Raw genomic sequence first — 18986 nt, 5'->3', positions numbered from 1 at the left:
GTATTTAATAGAGATATGTTTTTAATATTTTCAGAAAATAGGGGGAAAAGAAAAAAATGAGAAAAGCAATTAGAAAGCCTTTTCTAGCAATGGCCGTACTCATGCTAGTTTTATTATCAGCATGCAGCGGCAAAAGCACAGATACAGCAGGTGATAGTGAACCTTCTAAAGATGGAGGCGGAGGCCCAGTAGAAGCAAAAATTGGCGTTATTTCCTATATGACAGGACCTGGTGCTGCTTATGGGGAAGCCATAACAAGCGGATTCAAATTAGCCCAGAAAGAAATTAACGAAAAAGGCGAAGTTAAAATTGATTTAGTTATTGAAGATTCTGCAGGCAAGCAGGAACAAGCTTTATCTGCCGCACAAAAGCTAATGAGCGATGATAGCATTGTTGCACTATTAGGACCAACTTTAAGTACAGAAATGAATGTAGTAGGTCCTGAGGCTGACTTGAATGGTATTCCAATTATGGGTACTTCGACTACTGCTGAAGGAATTCCACAAATTGGAGAATATGTATTCAGAAACTCCATCCCTGAAGCACTAGCAATCCCTGCCTCAATTCAAAAAGCAGTAGATAAATACGGTGCAAAAAAGGTTGCAATCCTTTACGGAAATGACGATGTGTTCACAAAGTCCGGTTTTGACACAATGGAAAAAGTAGCAAAAGACATGGGTCTTGAAATTACGACCATTGAAACGTTCCAAAAAGGACAAGCTGATTACAATGCACAATTAACAAAAATTAAAGGTCAAAATCCTGACTTAATCTTGGCATCAGCACTTTATAATGAAGGTGCTGTCATCATGGACCAAGCTAGAAAAATGGGAATTGATGTTCCTTTTGTTGGCGGAAATGGGTTTAACTCTCCACAGGTTATTGAGATTGCTGGCGATGCTTCTAACGGGCTTATCGTTGCAACTCCATGGTTTGGGGAAAAAGACGATCCTAAAGTACAAGGCTTTAACGAAAAGTTCGAAGCAGAATACAAAAAGAAGCCTGACCAATTTGCTGCACAAGCATATGACGCACTTTACATAATGGCAGAGGCATTAAAAAATGCTGGAGAAGCAGATCGCGATAAGCTAAAGGATGCCCTTCTTGAAATTAAAGACTTAGAAGGTATTTTAGGAAAGTTCTCATTTGACAAAGACGGTGACGTTGTCATGGAACCGACTGTATTAATCATTGAAGATAAAAAGTTCAAAATCTTTGAATAATTTTTGAGGCAAAGGGTGAGATGTTTTGCTACTAGAGCAGCTTATTAACGGAATTACATTGGGAAGCATCTATGCCATCGTCGCCCTAGGTTTTACTCTTGTTTTTGGTGTTTTAGGCATCATTAATATGGCACATGGCGAAATATTTATGTTTGGAGCCTTTATCGGAGTAATTGTTACAAGTACATTAGGATTGCCAATATGGGTGGCATTTTTAGCGGCAATTATTGTAACAGCTATACTAGGTTATATGCTTGAACGATTTGCACTGCGTCCATTAAGGGGAAAGCAAGGTGTTTCTCACCTTGCTCCTTTAATTAGTACAATCGGAGCATCTATTTTACTAGAGAATTTATCACATCACCTTTTTGGTGCTGGAAATCATCCTTTCAAAAATGCCTTTTCTGAAATTAACTTTCAAATTGGTTCCATCACCATTTATTTAGTTCAAATTTTGATTTTTGTTATTTCTGTTATTTTGATGATGGTACTATCTTATTGGCTATTAAAAACAAAAGCTGGAAAAGCTCTTCGGGCAACTGCAGAAAATATTGAGACTGCCAGCATACTTGGAGTTAATACGAAAAGAATTATCATTATGACAGTCGTTATTGCTTCTGCCATGGGTGGAATTGCAGGAATCCTTGTTGGGATGGCCTTTAACTCTGTCAATCCGCAAATGGGGTTATCAATGGGCTTAAAGGGTCTCGCGATCATCATTTTAGGTGGTATGGGAAATGTAAAAGGTGCAATGGCTGGCGGGCTATTGCTCGGACTATCTGAAACATTAGTTGTCGCGTATGGAGATTCTGGCTATCGTGATGCAATCGCATTTATTACGATCATCTTTATCCTATTACTACGGCCTCAAGGCTTGTTCGGCCAAAAGACAACAGCAGCAGGGAGGTGACATGATGCTAGGAGAATTAATCAATCCATATTATTTACAAGTAGGTTCCTTTATTCTAATTAATATTATTCTCGGGCTTAGTATTTATGTCACTCTTTCATCAGGACAGTTATCTCTTGGGAATGCAGGCTTTATGGGGATTGGCGCTTATACTTCTGCTTTGCTGACACTTAATTTTGATGTTCCGATTTTCATCGGTGTTATTGCAGGGGCGCTTGTTGCCGGATTATTTGGACTTGTAGTTGGAATCCCATCACTTCGTCTTCAAGGAGTATATTTAGCTATTGCTACTTTAGGATTTGGGGAAGTAATCCGTGTATTCTTTGTTAACTGGGAATCCGTAACAAAGGGTGCCGTTGGAATTTCTGGAATTCCTCAAATTGGCCGTGAAGTTTTTAGAGTATTAAAGGATGCTGGATTTGACCCCGCTATCTTAGGCTTGAAGAGTAATCAATTTGTTTTCTTAGTTGTTTTTGTCATTCTATTAATTATAAATATTCTCGTAGTCTGGTTTATAATTAGGCAGAATCATTCCAGAGTTGGCCGTGCATTTGCCTCTATTAAAATGGATGAAAAAGCAGCAGAATCAATGGGTATTAATATTACTTACTATAAAGTATTGGCATTTGTCCAAGGTGCCGTTATATCAGGCTTTGCAGGTGCATTATTTGCTCACGTTATGGCGTATATTAGTCCGGCTGATTTTTCATACCATCGTGCGGTTGAAATTCTTATTTTTGCCGTGTTTGGCGGCAGCGAGGTAATTGTCGGGGCCATTTTCGGAGCCACCTTTATGACCTTAATGCCTGAGGTTTTGAGATTTATTAGTGAATATCGCTACATGATTTACGGGTTAATACTAATTTTAATGATGGCGTTCCGTCCACAAGGAATTATCGATAATAACGTATTAAATTGGTTTCAAAAGTTAAAACGGCCAAAAAGGGGGATTGAACATGGTTCTGGAAATCAAAAACATCTCTAAAAATTTTGGCGGTATTTCAGCATTAACTGATGTTACCTTCACTGTTAAGGAAGGCGAGATATTTGGTTTAATCGGTCCAAACGGAGCTGGAAAAACAACTATGTTTAATATGATTACGAACCTTTTTCCTCCAACTTCTGGGGAAATAACCTTTACGGGGGAAACGATCACTGGAATAAAGCCGCATTTAATAACTGAAAAAGGAATCTGTCGAACGTTTCAAAATATCCGTCTTTTTCCGCAAATGACTGCTTTAGAAAATGTGATGGTCGGCGGGCATTGCCGAATCAAATCGGGAGTTTTTAGCAGCGTTCTGCGGACAAAGTCCCAGAAAAACGAGGAAAGACAACTGCGTGAAAAAGCTAAAGAATTGCTGGATTTGGTTGGTTTAACAGATGAGATCGAAACAGACGCTGAAAATTTAGCTTATGGTCAACAAAGAAGACTTGAAATTGCCCGTGCCTTAGCCAGTAATCCAAAGCTGCTGCTATTGGACGAACCAGCTGCTGGAATGAATGAAACTGAAACAGCGAGCCTTTTCGATTTAATTAAAACGGTTCAATCAATGGGAATAACGGTTCTAATTATCGAACATGATATGCCGCTTGTTATGAAGCTTTGCGATCGAATCATGGTTTTGAATTTCGGGAAAAAGCTGGCAGAGGGGACACCGTTAGAAATACAAAATAATGAAGCGGTAATCGAAGCCTACCTCGGATCAGAGGAGGATGAAGAAAGTGCTTAAAGTTACTAATATTGAAACGTTTTATGGAAAAATACAAGCATTAAAGGGAATTAATTTAGAAGTAGAGCAGGGGAAAATTGTTACATTGCTCGGAGCAAACGGAGCAGGGAAAACAACGACAATGAAAACGATTGCCGGGTTATTAAAGCCTCAATCTGGAAAAATTGAGTTTCTGGGTGAGGATGTGACTGGCTTAAGACCTGACCAACTTTTAATGAAAGGAATATCCCTTGTTCCTGAAGGCAGAGCCATTCTTGGCAGCATGTCTGTAATGGAAAACCTTGAAATGGGAGCTTACCAGCGAAAGGATCATGAAATCGTAAAGGATATTGAAAATGTTATGGATCATTTTCCGATTTTACGAGAAAGAAAGGACCAGCTAGGCGGAACACTTTCCGGCGGGCAGCAGCAGATGCTGGCGATCGCACGCGCCTTACTTTCACGGCCAAAGCTGCTTCTTCTTGATGAGCCTTCGATGGGTCTTGCTCCATTAATTGTAGCGGATATATTTAAAATTATTAAAGAAATTAAAGACGAGGGAACTACTGTTCTGCTTGTTGAACAAAATGCCAAGCAAGCATTGAAAATTGCTGACTATGGGTATGTCATGGAAACCGGGAAAATCATCATCAACGGCAAAGCTTCTGATCTTTTGGCAGACCCGCGTGTTGTTGAAGCATACCTTGGTAAGAAATCAAGTTAATAATTATCAGAGACTCCGATATGTATCGGGGTCTTTTATTATGCCTGTCTTTTTAATTAAATGAAGCTTTATTACAGAGGAGTAACATCTTTTCTTCACTCGTTTCATAAATTTAATACCGTGACTAGGAAAATAAACTCTTCAGTAAATTTTCGGATAGTGAAGGGAATGAATAGATTATGGAAATAATCGGAAAAGGTTTTTATCGGAAAGATTCCTATGAGAAAGTAACTGGTAAAGCAAAATATACAAATGATATGGAAAGGAATGATATGCTGCACGCCAAAATGATAATCAGTCCTTACGCCCATGCAAAGATTAAAGCGATTAATACTTCCGAAGCAAAGAAAATTCCAGGGGTCCGAGCAGTCATATTAGGTGATGGCTTTCCGCTTACCGGTGAAGAAATTCGAGATAGACCGCCAATTGCTGTTGATCGAGTTCGATATCATGGAGAAGTAGTTGCATTAGTTGTTGCTGATTCCCCCTTTATTGCTATCCATGCAGCAGAAGCCATAACAGTTCAATATGAGCCGATGCCAGTCGTAAATTCCCCAACCGAAGCACTAGAGCCTCATGCACCCATCCTTCATGAAAACCTAGGACAATACGAAAAAATCCCAAGTGCCTATCCTGAACCTGGTACAAATGTCGCCAACCGGACGAAAGTACGAAAAGGAAATATTTCACAGGGGTGGGGTGAAAGTACTGTATCCGTCGAAGGCACATTTTCTTTCCGCCCATCTGATCATGTTGCAATGGAAACGAGATGTTCATACGCCCAAATTCACGGTAATGGCGAAATTGAAATAACATCCTCATCCCAAGCCCCATTTATGATCAAAAGAATGATAGGAGAATATTTCGGTATTGATAATGGAAAAATCATCGTTAATACGCCAATAGTAGGCGGAGCGTTTGGAGGCAAGGCATCTATTCAGCTTGAAATCCTATGCTATATCGCTTCAAAGGCAGTAGGGGGCAGATTAGTAAAAATATTAAATAGCAGGGAGCAGGATATTCTTACATCCCCTTGCCATATCGGTCTTGATGCTACTGTAAAACTGGGCTGTACAGAGGATGGGACTCTAAAAGTGGCTGAGATCCTTTACTTATTTGATGGCGGGGCATATGCAGACAAATCTGCCGATCTTAGCAGAGCCGGGGCAGTTGACTGTACTGGCCCCTACAATATTAACCATATTTGGTGCGATTCCTTATGCATGTATACGAATCATCCGTATGCTTCTCCATTCCGAGGATTCGGACATCCCGAAGTCCATTTTGCTTTCGAAAGAACGATGGATATGTTAGCAAAAAAACTTAATATGGACCCACTAGAATTACGAAGCCGGAATGCGATCTTGCCAGGTCATACAACCCCAACACAAGTCCTCTTAAATTCTAGCAATGTTGGTAATCTTCCAAAATGCATTTCTAGATTAAAAGAATTAATTCATTGGGATGAAGGGCAAATCATTGAAACTGGGACAAATAAAATAAGAGCAAAAGGAATTAGCTGTATATGGAAAACATCCACCATAGATACGGATGCAAGCTCAGGAGTAATTTTAACCTTTAATCAAGATGGAACAATTAATTTAATTTCTGGGGTAGTCGAGATCGGAACAGGGACAAAAACCGTATTAGCGCAAATGCTTGCAGAAATAATGAAAATGGAAATGAAAGACATTCATGTCCAAATGACTGTCAACACCCAAAGTACGCCAGAGCACTGGAAGACGGTTGCAAGCCGAGGAACATTTATGGCTGGAAGAGCACTAGTAGAGGCAGCTGATGATGTCATCAGCCAATTAAAAAGACTTGCTGTATTTCTGTTGCGATCCCCCGTAGAGGATTTGGAGGTTGGTTACGGATTTGTTTATCTGCGTGATGATCCTAGTATAAGGATTCCAATTAAAGAAATAGCATACGGCTACAAATTTCCAAATGGAAATACGATTGGCGGACAAATCATTGGACGCGGCACTTATACATTAAGACATATTTCCTATTTGGACAAAGAAACAACTGCAGGGAAGCCTGGACCAGAATGGACCGTTGGAGCACAAGGTGTTGAAGTTGAGATGGATATGAGCAATTATACTTACAAAATTTTGAAAGCCGTATCTGTCATTGATGTTGGGAAGGTATTAAATCGAGAAACTGCTTTAGGACAGGTGAAGGGTGCGATGAGCATGGGACTTTCCTTTGGCGGCAGGGAAACGTTTGTTTTTGATTCAATTGGGAGAGTGCTTAACCATCAATTCAGAACGTATCGTCCCATCCGATTCGGAGAGCATCCTGAATACATTGTAGATTTTGTTGAAACTCCGCAAATTGATGCACCATTTGGAGCACGAGGAGTTGGCGAGCATGGATTAATTGGAATGCCTGCCGCACTTGGAAATAGTCTATCTGCAGCACTTTCAACTCCGATAAACTATTTACCTTTAATTCCTGAATTACTTTGGAGGATGAAAGAAGGGGGTGCTGCCGGTGGTACAAACTGATATTGAATACTATAAACCAAAGAGCTTGAAGGAAGCCGTTGAATTGTTTTATCAATTAAAGCATGAAAATAAACAGCCCATATATTATTCCGGAGGCACAGAAATTATCACATTCCGAAGATTAAATCTCATTCATACGGGGGCAGTCATTGATATAAAAGGAATACCCGAATGCATGACTCACGAATTGGATGCAAATTTTTTAATCACTGGGGCGGCACTTACCTTAACTTTTCTAGAAGAAAAAAACTTTTTTCCATTATTGAGTAAGACCTCTCAAGGTGTGGCGGATTACACAGCTCGAAATAAAATTACTTTAGGCGGAAATATTTGTGGGCAAATTTTTTATCGAGAAGCCGTTTTGCCATTTCTATTAACGGATAGCCTATGTGTTATAGCTGGACAGGACGGAGTGAAAAGTCTCCCTATTCATATGGTTTTTAACCAAACTCTTAATCTTTCGGAAGGCCAGCTTCTCGTTCAATTAATAACTGAGAAAAGTTATTTGGAATTGCCTCATCTTTCTATCAAAAAAAGGCAGCAATGGGAGACAGGATATCCATTAATAACCTTTGCAGCACTTAAAAAGGATGATCATGTAAGAGTTGCATTTAGCGGTTTATGCCCTTTTCCATTTCGTTCATTAGAGGTTGAAAGAGAATTGAATAATCAGCAAGTGTCGATAAATGAGAGAATCGATAATTCTATTAAGTATTTGCCAAGCCCAATACTACATGATATTGAAGGGTCAAAAGAATATCGATTATTTGTTTTTAAAAATACATTGATGGATATTCTAATAGAGTTGGAGGAGAAATAAGTGGATATCTCACCAATTAACCGATTTAATGTTGCTCTTAATATAAATGATGAAATCTATCAAGTAGAAATAAGACCATTTAGTACCTTATTAAGTATTCTCCGACTTCAATTAGGACTGACAGGTACAAAACCAGGCTGTCTAAATGGAGATTGTGGTGCATGTACAGTTATGATAGACGGACTTCCATATAAATCATGTATCATCCTAGCTATCGAAGCAGCAGGAAAGAAAATAACAACGATTGAAGGGTTGAAAAATACCCCCATCCAACATGCATTTATTGAACACTTTGCTTTTCAGTGCGGGTATTGTACTCCTGGTTTCATAATGAATTGCCAAGCATTGATTTCAAAAGATCAGAATCCTTCAAAGGAAACCATTAAGGAATGGCTTTCTTCTAATATTTGCCGGTGCACAAGCTATGAGGAAATTGAAAAAGCTCTTTTGTCTGTCATAGAACATAATAATAGAAATGAATAAAGAAATAAAAATTAAAAGGCATGGCTATGGAAGAGATGTTCATAGCCATGCCTTTCATTATTGTAAGTCTGATTCTTTTTGCTGTGTAAAAAAGAAGATGAAAATAACGATAGAGAGGACAAGGAGAAATCTTCCACCCTCTGAAAGCCTGATTACAGGTAAATCAGTTAACGGCATACCCACCATTCCCTTCAAATGTTTCTAAAAATTGTTGGATCAACAAAAAAATACTTCGTTACTATTTTTTTGTAAAATTTATATTCCCGTTTTAAGCATGGCAGTGTAGGTTCATGTTTCGGCGATCCGAAAATCGGACCACTTACGACAATTGAGAACCTGTTTGAACCTATGAACACACCAACAATCCGAATCTCATCAATAATTAAAAGAACTGCAACAATGACATCAACAACGTCTATTATCGTATTTACAAATGGCTCATCACGAAATTTACTTTCCAAGCGAGCCCTTCCAAATATTGGACCACTTAAAGAAAGACTAAATTCTCCTGGGTTAACGAAAACACCAACAAGTGTAATTTGACCAGTCAATAATAAAAAAGCAGTAACTAAATTAAGATCCCGTTGGAGGGAAGCGATGAGTTGAAGATCTTTTTGAAGTTTTGATTTATTTTGCAATGTGCCCACACCCTCCCAAGTATTTTATTCAAACTTTACCTAAATGTTAATTATTATGAAAAGTATTAGCGTAAATGCATCATGTTGCTGTGAATTTCACCTTCTGTATAAATAGGAAATAAAAGGAGAACTTATGGATAAGGTGGTGGTATCAATCGATTTTCCTACAATTCACACGAATTTTTGGGATGCGGTCATAGCAATTCCTTCAATTATCATAATCACGCAGCTAATCAAGATTTTTTTTAAAACGCCGAAAAAGTTTGTTCCTTTGATTGCCATTTTACTTGGTTTCGGAATTTCCATTTTTATTAGCCATAAAAATAATCTTCTTGCTGGCCTATTTATGGGGTATTTTTATGGATATGCTGCAATTGGAAGCTACGCTTCCTTAAAAACTTCATTAATAGCCTTTAGGAAAAACAAATAGATTTCATTTTTAAAAGGACAAGCCATGATAACGAATAATTTAATGAAAATAAAATTTGAATTTGTTTGGCAGGGATATAAATGCGTGGACACAGAAACAATCTAATGGATCAGATAAAAGAAACATTTATCGAATCAAGTGATTTTTCATTTAAAACTCTGTATGTCAAGGATTCGACAATTGATATTTTGTTTTTTTCAAGTTTAGTCTCAAACGAGAAATTAACAGAAACATTCATCCCTTTATTGACAAGACTTGAGGGTTTTCTTTTTCAAGAATATCTGCATAATATTAAAAGGATTCAAACAAAAGACTTTCAAATAGCTGTAGATATGCTTCTAAGCGGCCATATCGGGATCCTAACTGCAACGAAGGATGAAATATTCCTAGTAAGTATGATGGAGCCTGTACAAAGATCGATTGAAGAGCCAAAGTCCGAATTAATTGTTCGAGGTGCCCATGAAGGATTTGTCGAAAGATTAAATACTAATCTTCATATGATTAGAACACTTATAAATAATAGAGATTTAGTTGTACATTTAATAGAACTGGGAACGAAAACAAAGACGAGAACAGCTATTATTTATCGAAATGATATTGTCAATCAGGAGATATTAACGGAAGTAAAGAGAAGACTTTCTTATATGAATATCGAGACAGATGTAATCATTAGCCCAGGCTTTATTGAGGAATTTATTGAGGACGATCCGTTCACTGTATTTCCGCAAATATTGTACACAGAAAGACCTGATCGTGTTGGGGACAACATCATGGATGGCCGAATCGCCATTATGACAGAAGGAAGTCCTGCTGCTTTAATTGTTCCCGTAACTTTTTTCTCTTTTTATCAATCACCTGATGATTATAATAGCAGGTGGACTACGGCTACCTTTATTCGATTATTAAGAATGATCAGCTTTGTAATTGCCATCACTTTCCCATCTATTTATATTGGAGTGGTTTCCTTTCATTTGGAAGTATTGCCAAATGAGTTAATAATTCCTATGCAAAATGCAGTTGAAGATATACCATATCCACCCATCATGGAAGCTTTTATTATGGAGTTAACAATTGAATTAATTCGTGAGGCAGGAATTAGGCTGCCTACTCCTATTAGCCAAACCATTGGCATTGTTGGTGGATTAGTCATCGGTGATGCTGTAGTAAAAGCAGGAATCGTATCTAACATAATGATTGTTGTTGTTGCGATAACTGCCATTTCATCTTTTGTCGTCCCATCGAATGAACTAAGTGCAGCTGTGAGGTTATTAAGGTTTCCACTTATGCTTATTTCAGCAACATTTGGATTCATTGGCTTAGTGTTCGGTTTTATATTAATTCTGATAAAACTATGTAAGCAAGAATCATTCGGTGTACCATATTTTTATCCAGTTGCCCCGTTTAGAGTTAATGGACTAAAGGATTCCTTTGTTCGGTTGCCTTTATGGTTAATGAAAAATCGCCCTCAAGACACTATGACAAATAGACAGAAAAAAATTAATTGGGTCAGAGGCTGGGACAAAGATGAAAAATAAAACAAAGAAGATATCGCCTGCCCAGCTTTTCTTTATAATTATTCAAACCCAAATAGGAGTGGGTATTTTTTCTTTACCAAATACGATGGCTAAGGCATCTAAAATTGATGGCTGGATCTCGCTTTTCCTCGGCGGCATCGTTGTTCAAATTTTTATTATGCTATATTATTTTATTATGAAAAAATTCCCAAATAAAAAAATAAAAGAAATTGTAGAGCTAATATTCGGGAAAAAAATGAAGATAATATTCGAAATTGGACTTTTGCTTTATTCAATTATTGTAAGTGTCCTGATTCTTAATTTATATACAAGAATGCTTGATAGATGGGTTTTACCGGAAACACCTAACTGGATCCTTTCCTTAATCATGGTTGTATGTTGTTATTTTTTGGCGAAAGAAGAAATACGGGTTATTGCAAGATTTTATGTAATCGTATCTCTGTTTCTATTTATCTTTATAGCATTAATCATTTATTCGCTTAAGGATGCAAATATTTATTATATACTGCCAATTGGAAGCTCTGGCTGGAAGGACATTTTATTTGGCACGAAAGATGTCATTATTGCTCTGCTTGGATTTGAAATTATCATGTTTTTAACTGCTATTACTTCAGGAACTTTAGAGTTAAAAATTAAATTCATTACGGCTTCAAACATAGTCGTGACATTATTCTACTTATTAACAACTATCGCTTGCTTCTTGTTTTTCAGTCCTGCTGACATCCTATTAATACCAGAACCATTACTTTATTTAATAAAAGCCTTCTCATTTAAAATTATTGAGCGGACGGATCTTCTCTTTTTATCTTTATGGATTGTTTTGGTTTTCACGTCTTTTGTTTCCTATGTCTTCTGGGGTGCTGAATGTATAAAAGGCATCTTTAACAGCGAAAAAACTTCTAAAAATACATTCATTATATTAGCGATCATTTTTTTCGCGGCACTATTGCCATTAGATACTGAACAGTCAATGAATCAATTTAGTAAGTATGCTTCATATGCAGGATATATGATTATTTCCATTCCATTGGTCCTTTTACCGTTTGTTCTATTTAGCAGAAAGGGGCAGCAGCATGCGAAAGATAATTAGTGTATTATTCCTTTCAATTCCTTTGTTATCAGGCTGCTGGGATCAAAATTTATTAAAGGATGTAAGCTTGATTAACAGTTCTGCATTTGATATGGAAGATAACGATAAAATTTCAACTACTGTATCCATTCGAGCTTTACAAGGCTCCGAAGTGACGGGTGTGCAGAAGGCCAAAACCGAAACATTTACAGAAATTAATCGTACACCTCGTGGAGCACGTGACTTAATTGATCTGGAAGTGTCAAAAAAAATCGATGCATCCAAATTACAGGTTCTTCTAGTTGGAGAAAAGCTTGCAAGAAAAGAGTTCTACTCGACTCTAGACGTTTTCTATCGAGATCCCAAAAGTGCTTTAAATGCCAAGGTAGCAGTAGTAAAAGGAAAAGCTAAAGAAGTCATAAAATTAGGGAGTGAAACTGATTTATTAGTAGGTGAATATCTTTCAGATTTATTAACAAGTGCCGAAGAGGCGACTATGTTGAAAAATAACGATATCCAATCGATTGGCACAATCATCTTAGATCCAGGCCAAGATATAACTGTTCCAGTCATTCATCGTATTGATCATAAGACTGCCAAAGTAATGGGCGCTGCATTGTTTGACGGCAAAAATTACTCAGGAATGGATTTAAATAAGGACGACTCGATCCTATTTCAACTGTTAAAGGGCAATCTTTCTAAATTAGCGAGACTAACTATGAAGGTCAACGATACGGAAAGTATTAAAGATTTTATTACGATTGATATTTCAGACGTAAATAGAAATTTATCGATTGAAGCGAAGAACCCTTCTGCTATTCAAGTTCATTTAAGCCTTGAATTAAAAGCAAAAGTAGTAGAATATCCACAAGATGTTTTGGATTCACAAAAGGAAATTCATAAGCTTAATAGCATTCTCTCAAAAAAGCTGACTGACCAAGCACAAAAAGTAACACAACAGCTGCAAGAAGCAAATTGTGACGGGTTAGGTATTGGGAGAAGAATGATCGCTCTGCATCATAAAATATGGAAAAAGCTTGATTGGCACTCAGTGTATCCAACTATAACTTTTAACACAGATGTGAAAGTAAAAATCATCCAAAAGGGGATAATTAATTAGTTAATGAGCAGACTTGGAATATTTACATATTACATGGAAATAATAACAGCAGGACTTATTAGAAGGATGATCAAAATGATCTATGTATATAATGATTTCGGCGGCACACATACTACATCACTTGCTGCATCCTACCATTTACAAAAGCTTCCGACAAATCGGGTGCTAACTAGGGAAGAAATTTTAAATGTTCAGTATTTTAATAAGCTTAATAAATCGGATGCTGGAAAGATTATTTTTCATGGTAAAGATGAAGATGGACATTTTGTTTATACTTTAGGAAGAAGATCGTCTAAGCTTGTTCTTCCTGCCTTAAAAAATCTTTGTCAATTACTCGAGGAACGGTTTCAAATAGATGAAAAAATTATTTTTTCTAACACGTCACCAACAGTACCTTTTGCTATGACAATGGGAGGTTTTTTTTCAAGAGGGTTAAAAATCGACTTTATTGGTGTACCCTTATTAGTCGCTGGAGCAAAGAAATCGTGTCTAAATATCCATAAGCTAGTAGAGACTACTAAACAAATTGGAAGCAGCACTCATTCCAAGGTAACTGTAATTGAAAATAAGAACTTTCAGGCGTAAAATAACAAATTCCAGAAGAAAAACAGACTATAATTTTGAATGTCTGTTTTTTTGTTTGCTATTCCTAAGAAAAACGAGCAAAATGAAAAAGATAATAATTCCACGAGCAGTTTAGAAAGTAGGGAATACTTTGCCTAAATTTATGTCATTAGGTATTTCGAAAGGTTTATTCGAAACATTACAACAATACGGTATCACTAATCCAACACTTATACAAGAACAAGCGATTCCTTTTGCATTAGAAGGAAACGATATCATTGCTCAGTCCGAAACGGGATCGGGGAAAACGCTTGCCTTTATATTGCCAATCATTGAAAAGATTGAACCATACTCCTCAACTATTCAAGCATTAATTGTTACACCCACAAGGGAATTGGCACTGCAAATTACAGATGAAATTGAGAAAATAATTTCAAAAATAGATGGGGTAGAAGTTTTAGCGGTATACGGCGGGCAAGATGTGGACAAACAGCTGAAAAAGCTTAAGAAAAATGTTCAAATTGTGGTTGGTACACCAGGGCGATTATTAGACCATATTAGAAGGGATACCGTGCAATTATCTAATGTTTCTTATCTCGTTCTCGATGAAGCTGATCAAATGCTTCATATCGGTTTTCTAAATGAAGTGGAGGACATTATTAAGGAAACCTCTGCTGAACGTCAAACAATGTTATTCTCAGCGACCGTACCAGCAGAAATTAGGAAGCTCGCTAAAAAGTATATGAGGGATCCAAAATACATCCAAATAGAGAAAAGACAAGGTCCAGCAAAAAATATTAAACAAGTGGCCATTCACACAACTGACCGCGCGAAACAAGGAACACTTATTCAACTAATTGAAACTCATCGACCATACTTAGCCGTTATTTTTTGCCGAACGAAAAGAAGGGTCAGCAAGCTATTTGAAGAGCTCAAATCAAAAGGGTATAACTGTGACGAACTACATGGCGATATTTCACAAGCAAAACGGGAGCAAGCCATGAAACGCTTTAGGGATGCAAAAACTCAATTCCTCATTGCAACGGATGTCGCATCACGAGGTCTTGATGTTGATGGTGTGACCCATGTAATTAATTATGATATTCCTCAGGATTCCGAGAGCTATGTTCATCGGATTGGCAGAACCGGAAGGGCAGGAATGGATGGTATGGCCATTACGCTATACTCATCAGCAGATAGAGGAACTCTTGATCTCATTGAAAAAGAGCTTAACATTACAATTAAAAAACAAAATATAGGCAATACGGATAAAAAGGATGAGGATATAAATCGTTCGAAAACTAAACAATCCACAAAATCAAAAAAACACAATTCAAAAGCAATAATGGAGCCAAAACCATTCAAAGGGAAGCCTTCCAAAAAGAAACGTCCAACTATGAAACAAAGGAGAACGTGAACATGCTAAAATCAAAATTTAAAGAATTTATGTTAAAAGAACAGCCAAATATAGTCTTATTTAAGGAAGAAATAGACTATGCCAAGAAACAGCAACTGATTACTGAAGATTTGATTGTAACAGAAAAAAATGATGCTTCACTATTCAACGAAGCTTATATTGAACGCAGTAATAAGGAAACAGAAGAACTGCTTGCTGAAGAGTCGTTGGATTTTTTTGATCAGCCTCTTAACTATTTGCATACCCATAAAAATGAGTTTATTTACATTGAATCAAGCCGTTTTAATAAAGTGGGTACAGATTCGTTATGTATAGAAGTAGATGATGTCTTTAGTACATATGAAGCTATGTTAGGTTTAAGGCTGCAGAAGAAGTATGAAAAGTCCATTAAAAACTTTTTAACAAATGAATTAAAAGGGGAGGCAAAATTTAGTTTACTGTTTTCGCAAGCCGATGGATTATGGGATTTCAATTTTGCACTTAATGGCGTGGAAGGCTTTACAGAAGAAATGACAATTGGCGAAGCATGCAAGCTGATTTATCTTTTTCTATTTAAGCTCTTAGAGGCGGTTGAAAATCATAATCAATAAGGAAGAATTCAATAATAAACACATTTCATAAATTTTTATTCTCATTCATATGAATCTTCTAAAAGAGGAGGGTTCATATGAATGACATAAAGGTGTTATGCGATCAATTTGCAAAAATATTGAACGGGAAAGGGAAGTTTAACAAAGGTGTTTGTTCTGTAGAAATGCAGCGCGATTTTAAAGCATCAGTTCAAGGGCGTCCAACATCATCAGTTGTACCAGCAGGCTTTTCATTTGAGGCATTAGATCAGAATGGAAATGCCTTAAACCTGGCAGAAATGGCAATTTTAGAAGTGGAAACCCTAGGCTTTATGCATGCGGTTGTCTCACAGGGAATTATCGTCAGCGCCTTACACAATCATTGGATTTTTACGAAGCCAAACATCCTCTACATACATTTGCAATCCGTTGAACCACCACTGAACTTTGCAAAGAAACTTGCTTATTCCTTTCATGCTTTAAAAAGTCATCCGATTCAAAAAGAATGAATCTTTATATCTAGGACAAGAATTTTTTCATCATGTGTGTTAAAATTTCTGCATCGCTATATTTGTCATTAAATCGTATAGCTGATAGATTGCTATAGTAATTCAAAATTAAATGGAGAGTGTATACATGTTAAAGAATTTAACGAAATGGATGATGATTGGATTCGTTTTTTTATTTGCAGCTAATCTCGGAACAATTGCACTCGCAGCTAATGGTAGCAATGAAGAAAGTATCAATGAAAAATTTGGACTCCCTATCGTTGTATATGGGGAAAAATTATCCTCTGCCCAAAAGGATGAGGTACGAAAATTACTGGGCGTAAATGACACGAGTAAAGTTACTGAAATTACGGTGACTGGAGATGATTTAGTCACCTATATTAAAGGGGACAAGCGTGCCAATATGTATTCTTCCGCAAAAATCACCCGAAAAGAAGCGGGTGAAGGGCTAGTCATCAAACAAGTTACCCCCGAAAATATAACCGAAGTAACAGATGAAATGTATGCGAATGCGCTTTTAACTGCGGGGATACAGGATGCAGTAGTAGAAGTGGCATCTCCAGTGAAAGTTTCAGGACACTCGGCATTAGTCGGTATTTATAAAGCTTATGATGAAGGAAATGGCGAAGGATTAAATACAGAGCACACCGAGGTTGCTAATGAAGAGCTGAATCTTGCCACTCAATTAGCAAAAAAGGAAGGCATGGATCAAGATAAGATTACAGAGCTTTTGACAGAAATCAAAAAAGAGATTGCCAGCCAAAATCCAGCAACGAAGGAAGAAATTGAACAAATCATTAATGATCAATTAAAGACATTGGAAATCCAACTGAGTGAACAAGATCGTCAGCTGCTTATTGATTTATTCGAAAAAATGCGCAGTTTAAATATTAATTTTGACAATGTTCAATCTCAGCTCGAGGATATTTCAAAGGATATTAAGCAGCGTATTGAAGATGCTGTAGGTGATAAAGGGTTTCTGCAGGCTATTTCCGACTTTTTTAAGAATCTAATCGACAGTATTAAAAGTATATTTTCATAAAATAAAAATGGACCTCTATTTTTGGAGGCCCATTTTTATTTTATTCTGCTGTTAGTTCAGGAAACTTTATCGGTGTATTTAATTGATAGTGATCCCTATAAGAACGGTATGTTACAATAGGTTCATTTCCAGCATGTACGTCCAATTGGAGGATATACGAATTTCTGCATTCAAGTGAATACCGGACCCCATCCTTTTCCAAAATGTAAAAATAAAATGTTTGCCCTAATAGCTCCTTTTTCATCACTCTTGTATCCGGGTGTTTTCGAATAAAATCAGCCAGCTGCACGACTGTTGCAGAAGAAGTGCCAGTCAACGCATAAATTCTTTCTTTAACGAGAGCAGTTGTGGAGTGTAAAGTTGTTTTTGCTTTGTGTAAAAACTTATTAAGTATCCGGTTCATTTCTTGAACTCCTCTGTCAATTATTTTTCAAACATGACATTTATCATGGTTTGTACATGACACGTATGCCTTATAATTCTCTATTCAATTATATATAATAAGAAAAACTGAGGGAAAGGATACACTTAATATGACCAAACAAAAGCAAATTCATTTAAGAAAACAAATAGCTCCTTACGAAAAAGCAAATATGAAAGCCAGTGTTTGGCAAATGATAAATACATTAATTCCTTTTTTCTTATTATGGTTTCTAGCATATAAAAGTTTAACAGTATCCTACTTATTAACGCTTTCGATTGCTGTTGTGGCTGCCGGTTTCCTAGTTCGGATTTTCATTATTTTTCATGATTGCTGTCACTATTCTTTCTTTAAAAATCGAACGGCTAATAAAATTGTTGGAACGATTACAGGGATCATTACCATTTTTCCATTCAGCCAATGGCAGCACGACCACTCTGTCCATCATGCCACAAGCAGTAATTTAGATAAGCGTGGGGTCGGCGATATTTGGATGCTCACAGTTGAAGAATATATCTCTGCATCGTTTTGGGAGCGTTTAGCTTATCGATTATACCGTAATCCGTTTGTCATGTTCGGCCTCGGCCCGATTTATCAATTTTTAATTATGAATCGCTTTAACAGAAAAGGAGCAAGGATGAAGGAGCGGCTCAATACTTATTTAACAAATATTTCGATCGTTGCACTATACAGTCTAATGTGCTTGGCAATTGGATGGGAATCGTTTGTATTAGTTCAGGCGCCAATTTTCTTAATCTCGGGTTCAGCTGGAATATGGCTTTTCTATGTTCAGCATACATTTGAAGATTCATATTTCGAAGCAGATGAGCATTGGGAGTATGTAAAAGCAGCAGTTGAAGGAAGCTCTTTTTATAAGCTTCCGAAGCTGCTGCAATGGCTAACAGGGAATATCGGCTACCACCATGTCCACCATTTAAGTCCAAGAGTGCCTAACTATAAATTAGAGGAGGCACACGAAAATACAGAACCGTTAAAGAACGTTCCAACTGTTTCATTAAAAACAAGCATCCAATCACTTCGCTTCCGACTTTGGGATGAGTTAAATAATAAGTTTGTTACTTATAAAGAGGCTTCTTATTACATGAAGAAACAGAGTGAAAGAGAGAAACAGCTTAATATTATTAAATAATCAACTTCGTTAAAACTTCCTATAAATAAAGGCAAGGGCCTCACATTGAATGAGAACCTTGCCTTATTTATGTTAAAATCAAAATACGGAAGAAATAATTAATTTATTTGAGGTATAAGTATGGTAAACAAGTATTTAAC

Annotated in this window: 20 protein-coding genes; 18 read left to right on the top strand and 2 right to left on the bottom strand. The window is 36.9% G+C overall.

Annotated features, from left to right (window positions below; all coding sequences use genetic code 11):
• The first annotated feature begins 56 nt into the window (after positions 1 to 56).
• The 8 genes from V7164_RS21590 to V7164_RS21555 all read left to right on the top strand — a co-directional run bounded on the left by V7164_RS21590 (position 57) and on the right by V7164_RS21555 (position 8382).
• Entirely contained in the window at positions 57 to 1223 is a 1167-nt protein-coding gene (locus V7164_RS21590) for an ABC transporter substrate-binding protein (protein WP_335345440.1), read from the top strand.
• A 25-nt stretch (positions 1224 to 1248) separates the two neighbouring features.
• Entirely contained in the window at positions 1249 to 2133 is an 885-nt protein-coding gene (locus tag V7164_RS21585) for a branched-chain amino acid ABC transporter permease (RefSeq protein ID WP_335345439.1), read from the top strand.
• 4 nt (positions 2134 to 2137) lie between these two features.
• Positions 2138 to 3118, top strand: a complete 981-nt coding sequence (locus V7164_RS21580; RefSeq protein WP_335345449.1) for a branched-chain amino acid ABC transporter permease — start codon at positions 2138 to 2140, stop codon at positions 3116 to 3118.
• Positions 3090 to 3863, top strand: a complete 774-nt coding sequence (locus V7164_RS21575) for an ABC transporter ATP-binding protein (RefSeq protein WP_335345438.1) — start codon at positions 3090 to 3092, stop codon at positions 3861 to 3863. Before V7164_RS21580 ends, V7164_RS21575 begins: the two co-directional genes overlap by 29 nt.
• Positions 3856 to 4566 (top strand): ABC transporter ATP-binding protein, encoded by a 711-nt coding sequence (locus tag V7164_RS21570; protein WP_335345437.1) that lies wholly within the window; start codon positions 3856 to 3858, stop codon positions 4564 to 4566. The genes V7164_RS21575 and V7164_RS21570 overlap by 8 nt, the downstream gene beginning before the upstream one ends.
• Before the next feature lie 179 nt (positions 4567 to 4745).
• Complete coding sequence (locus V7164_RS21565) at positions 4746 to 7079, top strand: xanthine dehydrogenase family protein molybdopterin-binding subunit (RefSeq protein WP_335355202.1); 2334 nt, start codon at positions 4746 to 4748, stop codon at positions 7077 to 7079.
• Positions 7066 to 7899, top strand: coding sequence for an FAD binding domain-containing protein (locus V7164_RS21560; RefSeq protein ID WP_335355201.1), 834 nt, complete (start codon positions 7066 to 7068; stop codon positions 7897 to 7899). The genes V7164_RS21565 and V7164_RS21560 overlap by 14 nt, the downstream gene beginning before the upstream one ends.
• Positions 7900 to 7914: 15 nt before the next feature.
• Complete coding sequence (locus V7164_RS21555) at positions 7915 to 8382, top strand: (2Fe-2S)-binding protein (RefSeq protein WP_438824103.1); 468 nt, start codon at positions 7915 to 7917, stop codon at positions 8380 to 8382.
• A 191-nt stretch (positions 8383 to 8573) separates the two neighbouring features.
• On the opposite strand, the gene V7164_RS21550 is transcribed toward V7164_RS21555, so the two are convergent.
• Entirely contained in the window at positions 8574 to 9029 is a 456-nt protein-coding gene (locus tag V7164_RS21550) for a hypothetical protein (RefSeq protein WP_438824102.1), read from the bottom strand.
• Between the two features lie 145 nt (positions 9030 to 9174).
• On the opposite strand from V7164_RS21550, the gene V7164_RS21545 reads away from it, so the two are divergent.
• From V7164_RS21545 to V7164_RS21505, 9 genes are all read left to right on the top strand, one after another.
• A complete protein-coding gene (locus V7164_RS21545; protein ID WP_335345448.1) occupies positions 9175 to 9450 on the top strand; it encodes a hypothetical protein in 276 nt (91 codons plus the stop codon).
• A gap of 80 nt (positions 9451 to 9530) precedes the next feature.
• A complete protein-coding gene (locus V7164_RS21540; protein ID WP_335345432.1) occupies positions 9531 to 10985 on the top strand; it encodes a spore germination protein in 1455 nt (484 codons plus the stop codon).
• Entirely contained in the window at positions 10975 to 12075 is a 1101-nt protein-coding gene (locus tag V7164_RS21535) for a GerAB/ArcD/ProY family transporter (RefSeq protein WP_335345431.1), read from the top strand. The genes V7164_RS21540 and V7164_RS21535 overlap by 11 nt, the downstream gene beginning before the upstream one ends.
• Positions 12059 to 13174: a Ger(x)C family spore germination protein gene (locus tag V7164_RS21530; protein ID WP_335345430.1), complete on the top strand. Its 1116-nt coding sequence runs from the start codon at positions 12059 to 12061 to the stop codon at positions 13172 to 13174. Before V7164_RS21535 ends, V7164_RS21530 begins: the two co-directional genes overlap by 17 nt.
• Positions 13175 to 13249: 75 nt before the next feature.
• Complete coding sequence (locus V7164_RS21525) at positions 13250 to 13759, top strand: DUF3189 family protein (protein WP_335355200.1); 510 nt, start codon at positions 13250 to 13252, stop codon at positions 13757 to 13759.
• Between the two features lie 130 nt (positions 13760 to 13889).
• On the top strand, positions 13890 to 15155 hold the full coding sequence (locus V7164_RS21520; protein WP_335355199.1) for a DEAD/DEAH box helicase: 1266 nt from the start codon (positions 13890 to 13892) through the stop codon (positions 15153 to 15155).
• A 2-nt stretch (positions 15156 to 15157) separates the two neighbouring features.
• The gene (locus V7164_RS21515; RefSeq protein WP_335348292.1) at positions 15158 to 15745 is read left to right on the top strand and encodes a branched-chain amino acid aminotransferase; all 588 of its coding nucleotides are present in this window, start codon (positions 15158 to 15160) and stop codon (positions 15743 to 15745) included.
• Positions 15746 to 15822: 77 nt separating this feature from the next.
• Complete coding sequence (locus V7164_RS21510; RefSeq protein WP_335355198.1) at positions 15823 to 16233, top strand: DUF1259 domain-containing protein; 411 nt, start codon at positions 15823 to 15825, stop codon at positions 16231 to 16233.
• A 127-nt stretch (positions 16234 to 16360) separates the two neighbouring features.
• A complete protein-coding gene (locus tag V7164_RS21505) occupies positions 16361 to 17275 on the top strand; it encodes a DUF1002 domain-containing protein (RefSeq protein ID WP_438824738.1) in 915 nt (304 codons plus the stop codon).
• A 40-nt stretch (positions 17276 to 17315) separates the two neighbouring features.
• On the opposite strand, the gene V7164_RS21500 is transcribed toward V7164_RS21505, so the two are convergent.
• The gene (locus tag V7164_RS21500; RefSeq protein WP_335348294.1) at positions 17316 to 17678 is read right to left on the bottom strand and encodes a hypothetical protein; all 363 of its coding nucleotides are present in this window, start codon (positions 17676 to 17678) and stop codon (positions 17316 to 17318) included.
• Between the two features lie 130 nt (positions 17679 to 17808).
• On the opposite strand from V7164_RS21500, the gene V7164_RS21495 reads away from it, so the two are divergent.
• Entirely contained in the window at positions 17809 to 18846 is a 1038-nt protein-coding gene (locus tag V7164_RS21495; RefSeq protein ID WP_335348295.1) for a fatty acid desaturase, read from the top strand.
• Positions 18847 to 18986 lie beyond the last annotated feature (140 nt).

Origin of the sequence: Bacillus sp. JJ1474 (genome assembly GCF_036965225.1) — a bacterium.
In the GTDB taxonomy this organism is placed as follows: Bacteria; Bacillota; Bacilli; order Bacillales; family Cytobacillaceae; genus Cytobacillus.
The sequence above is the reverse complement of the archived record's forward strand: the minus strand, read 5'-3'. Positions and strand labels throughout refer to the sequence as shown.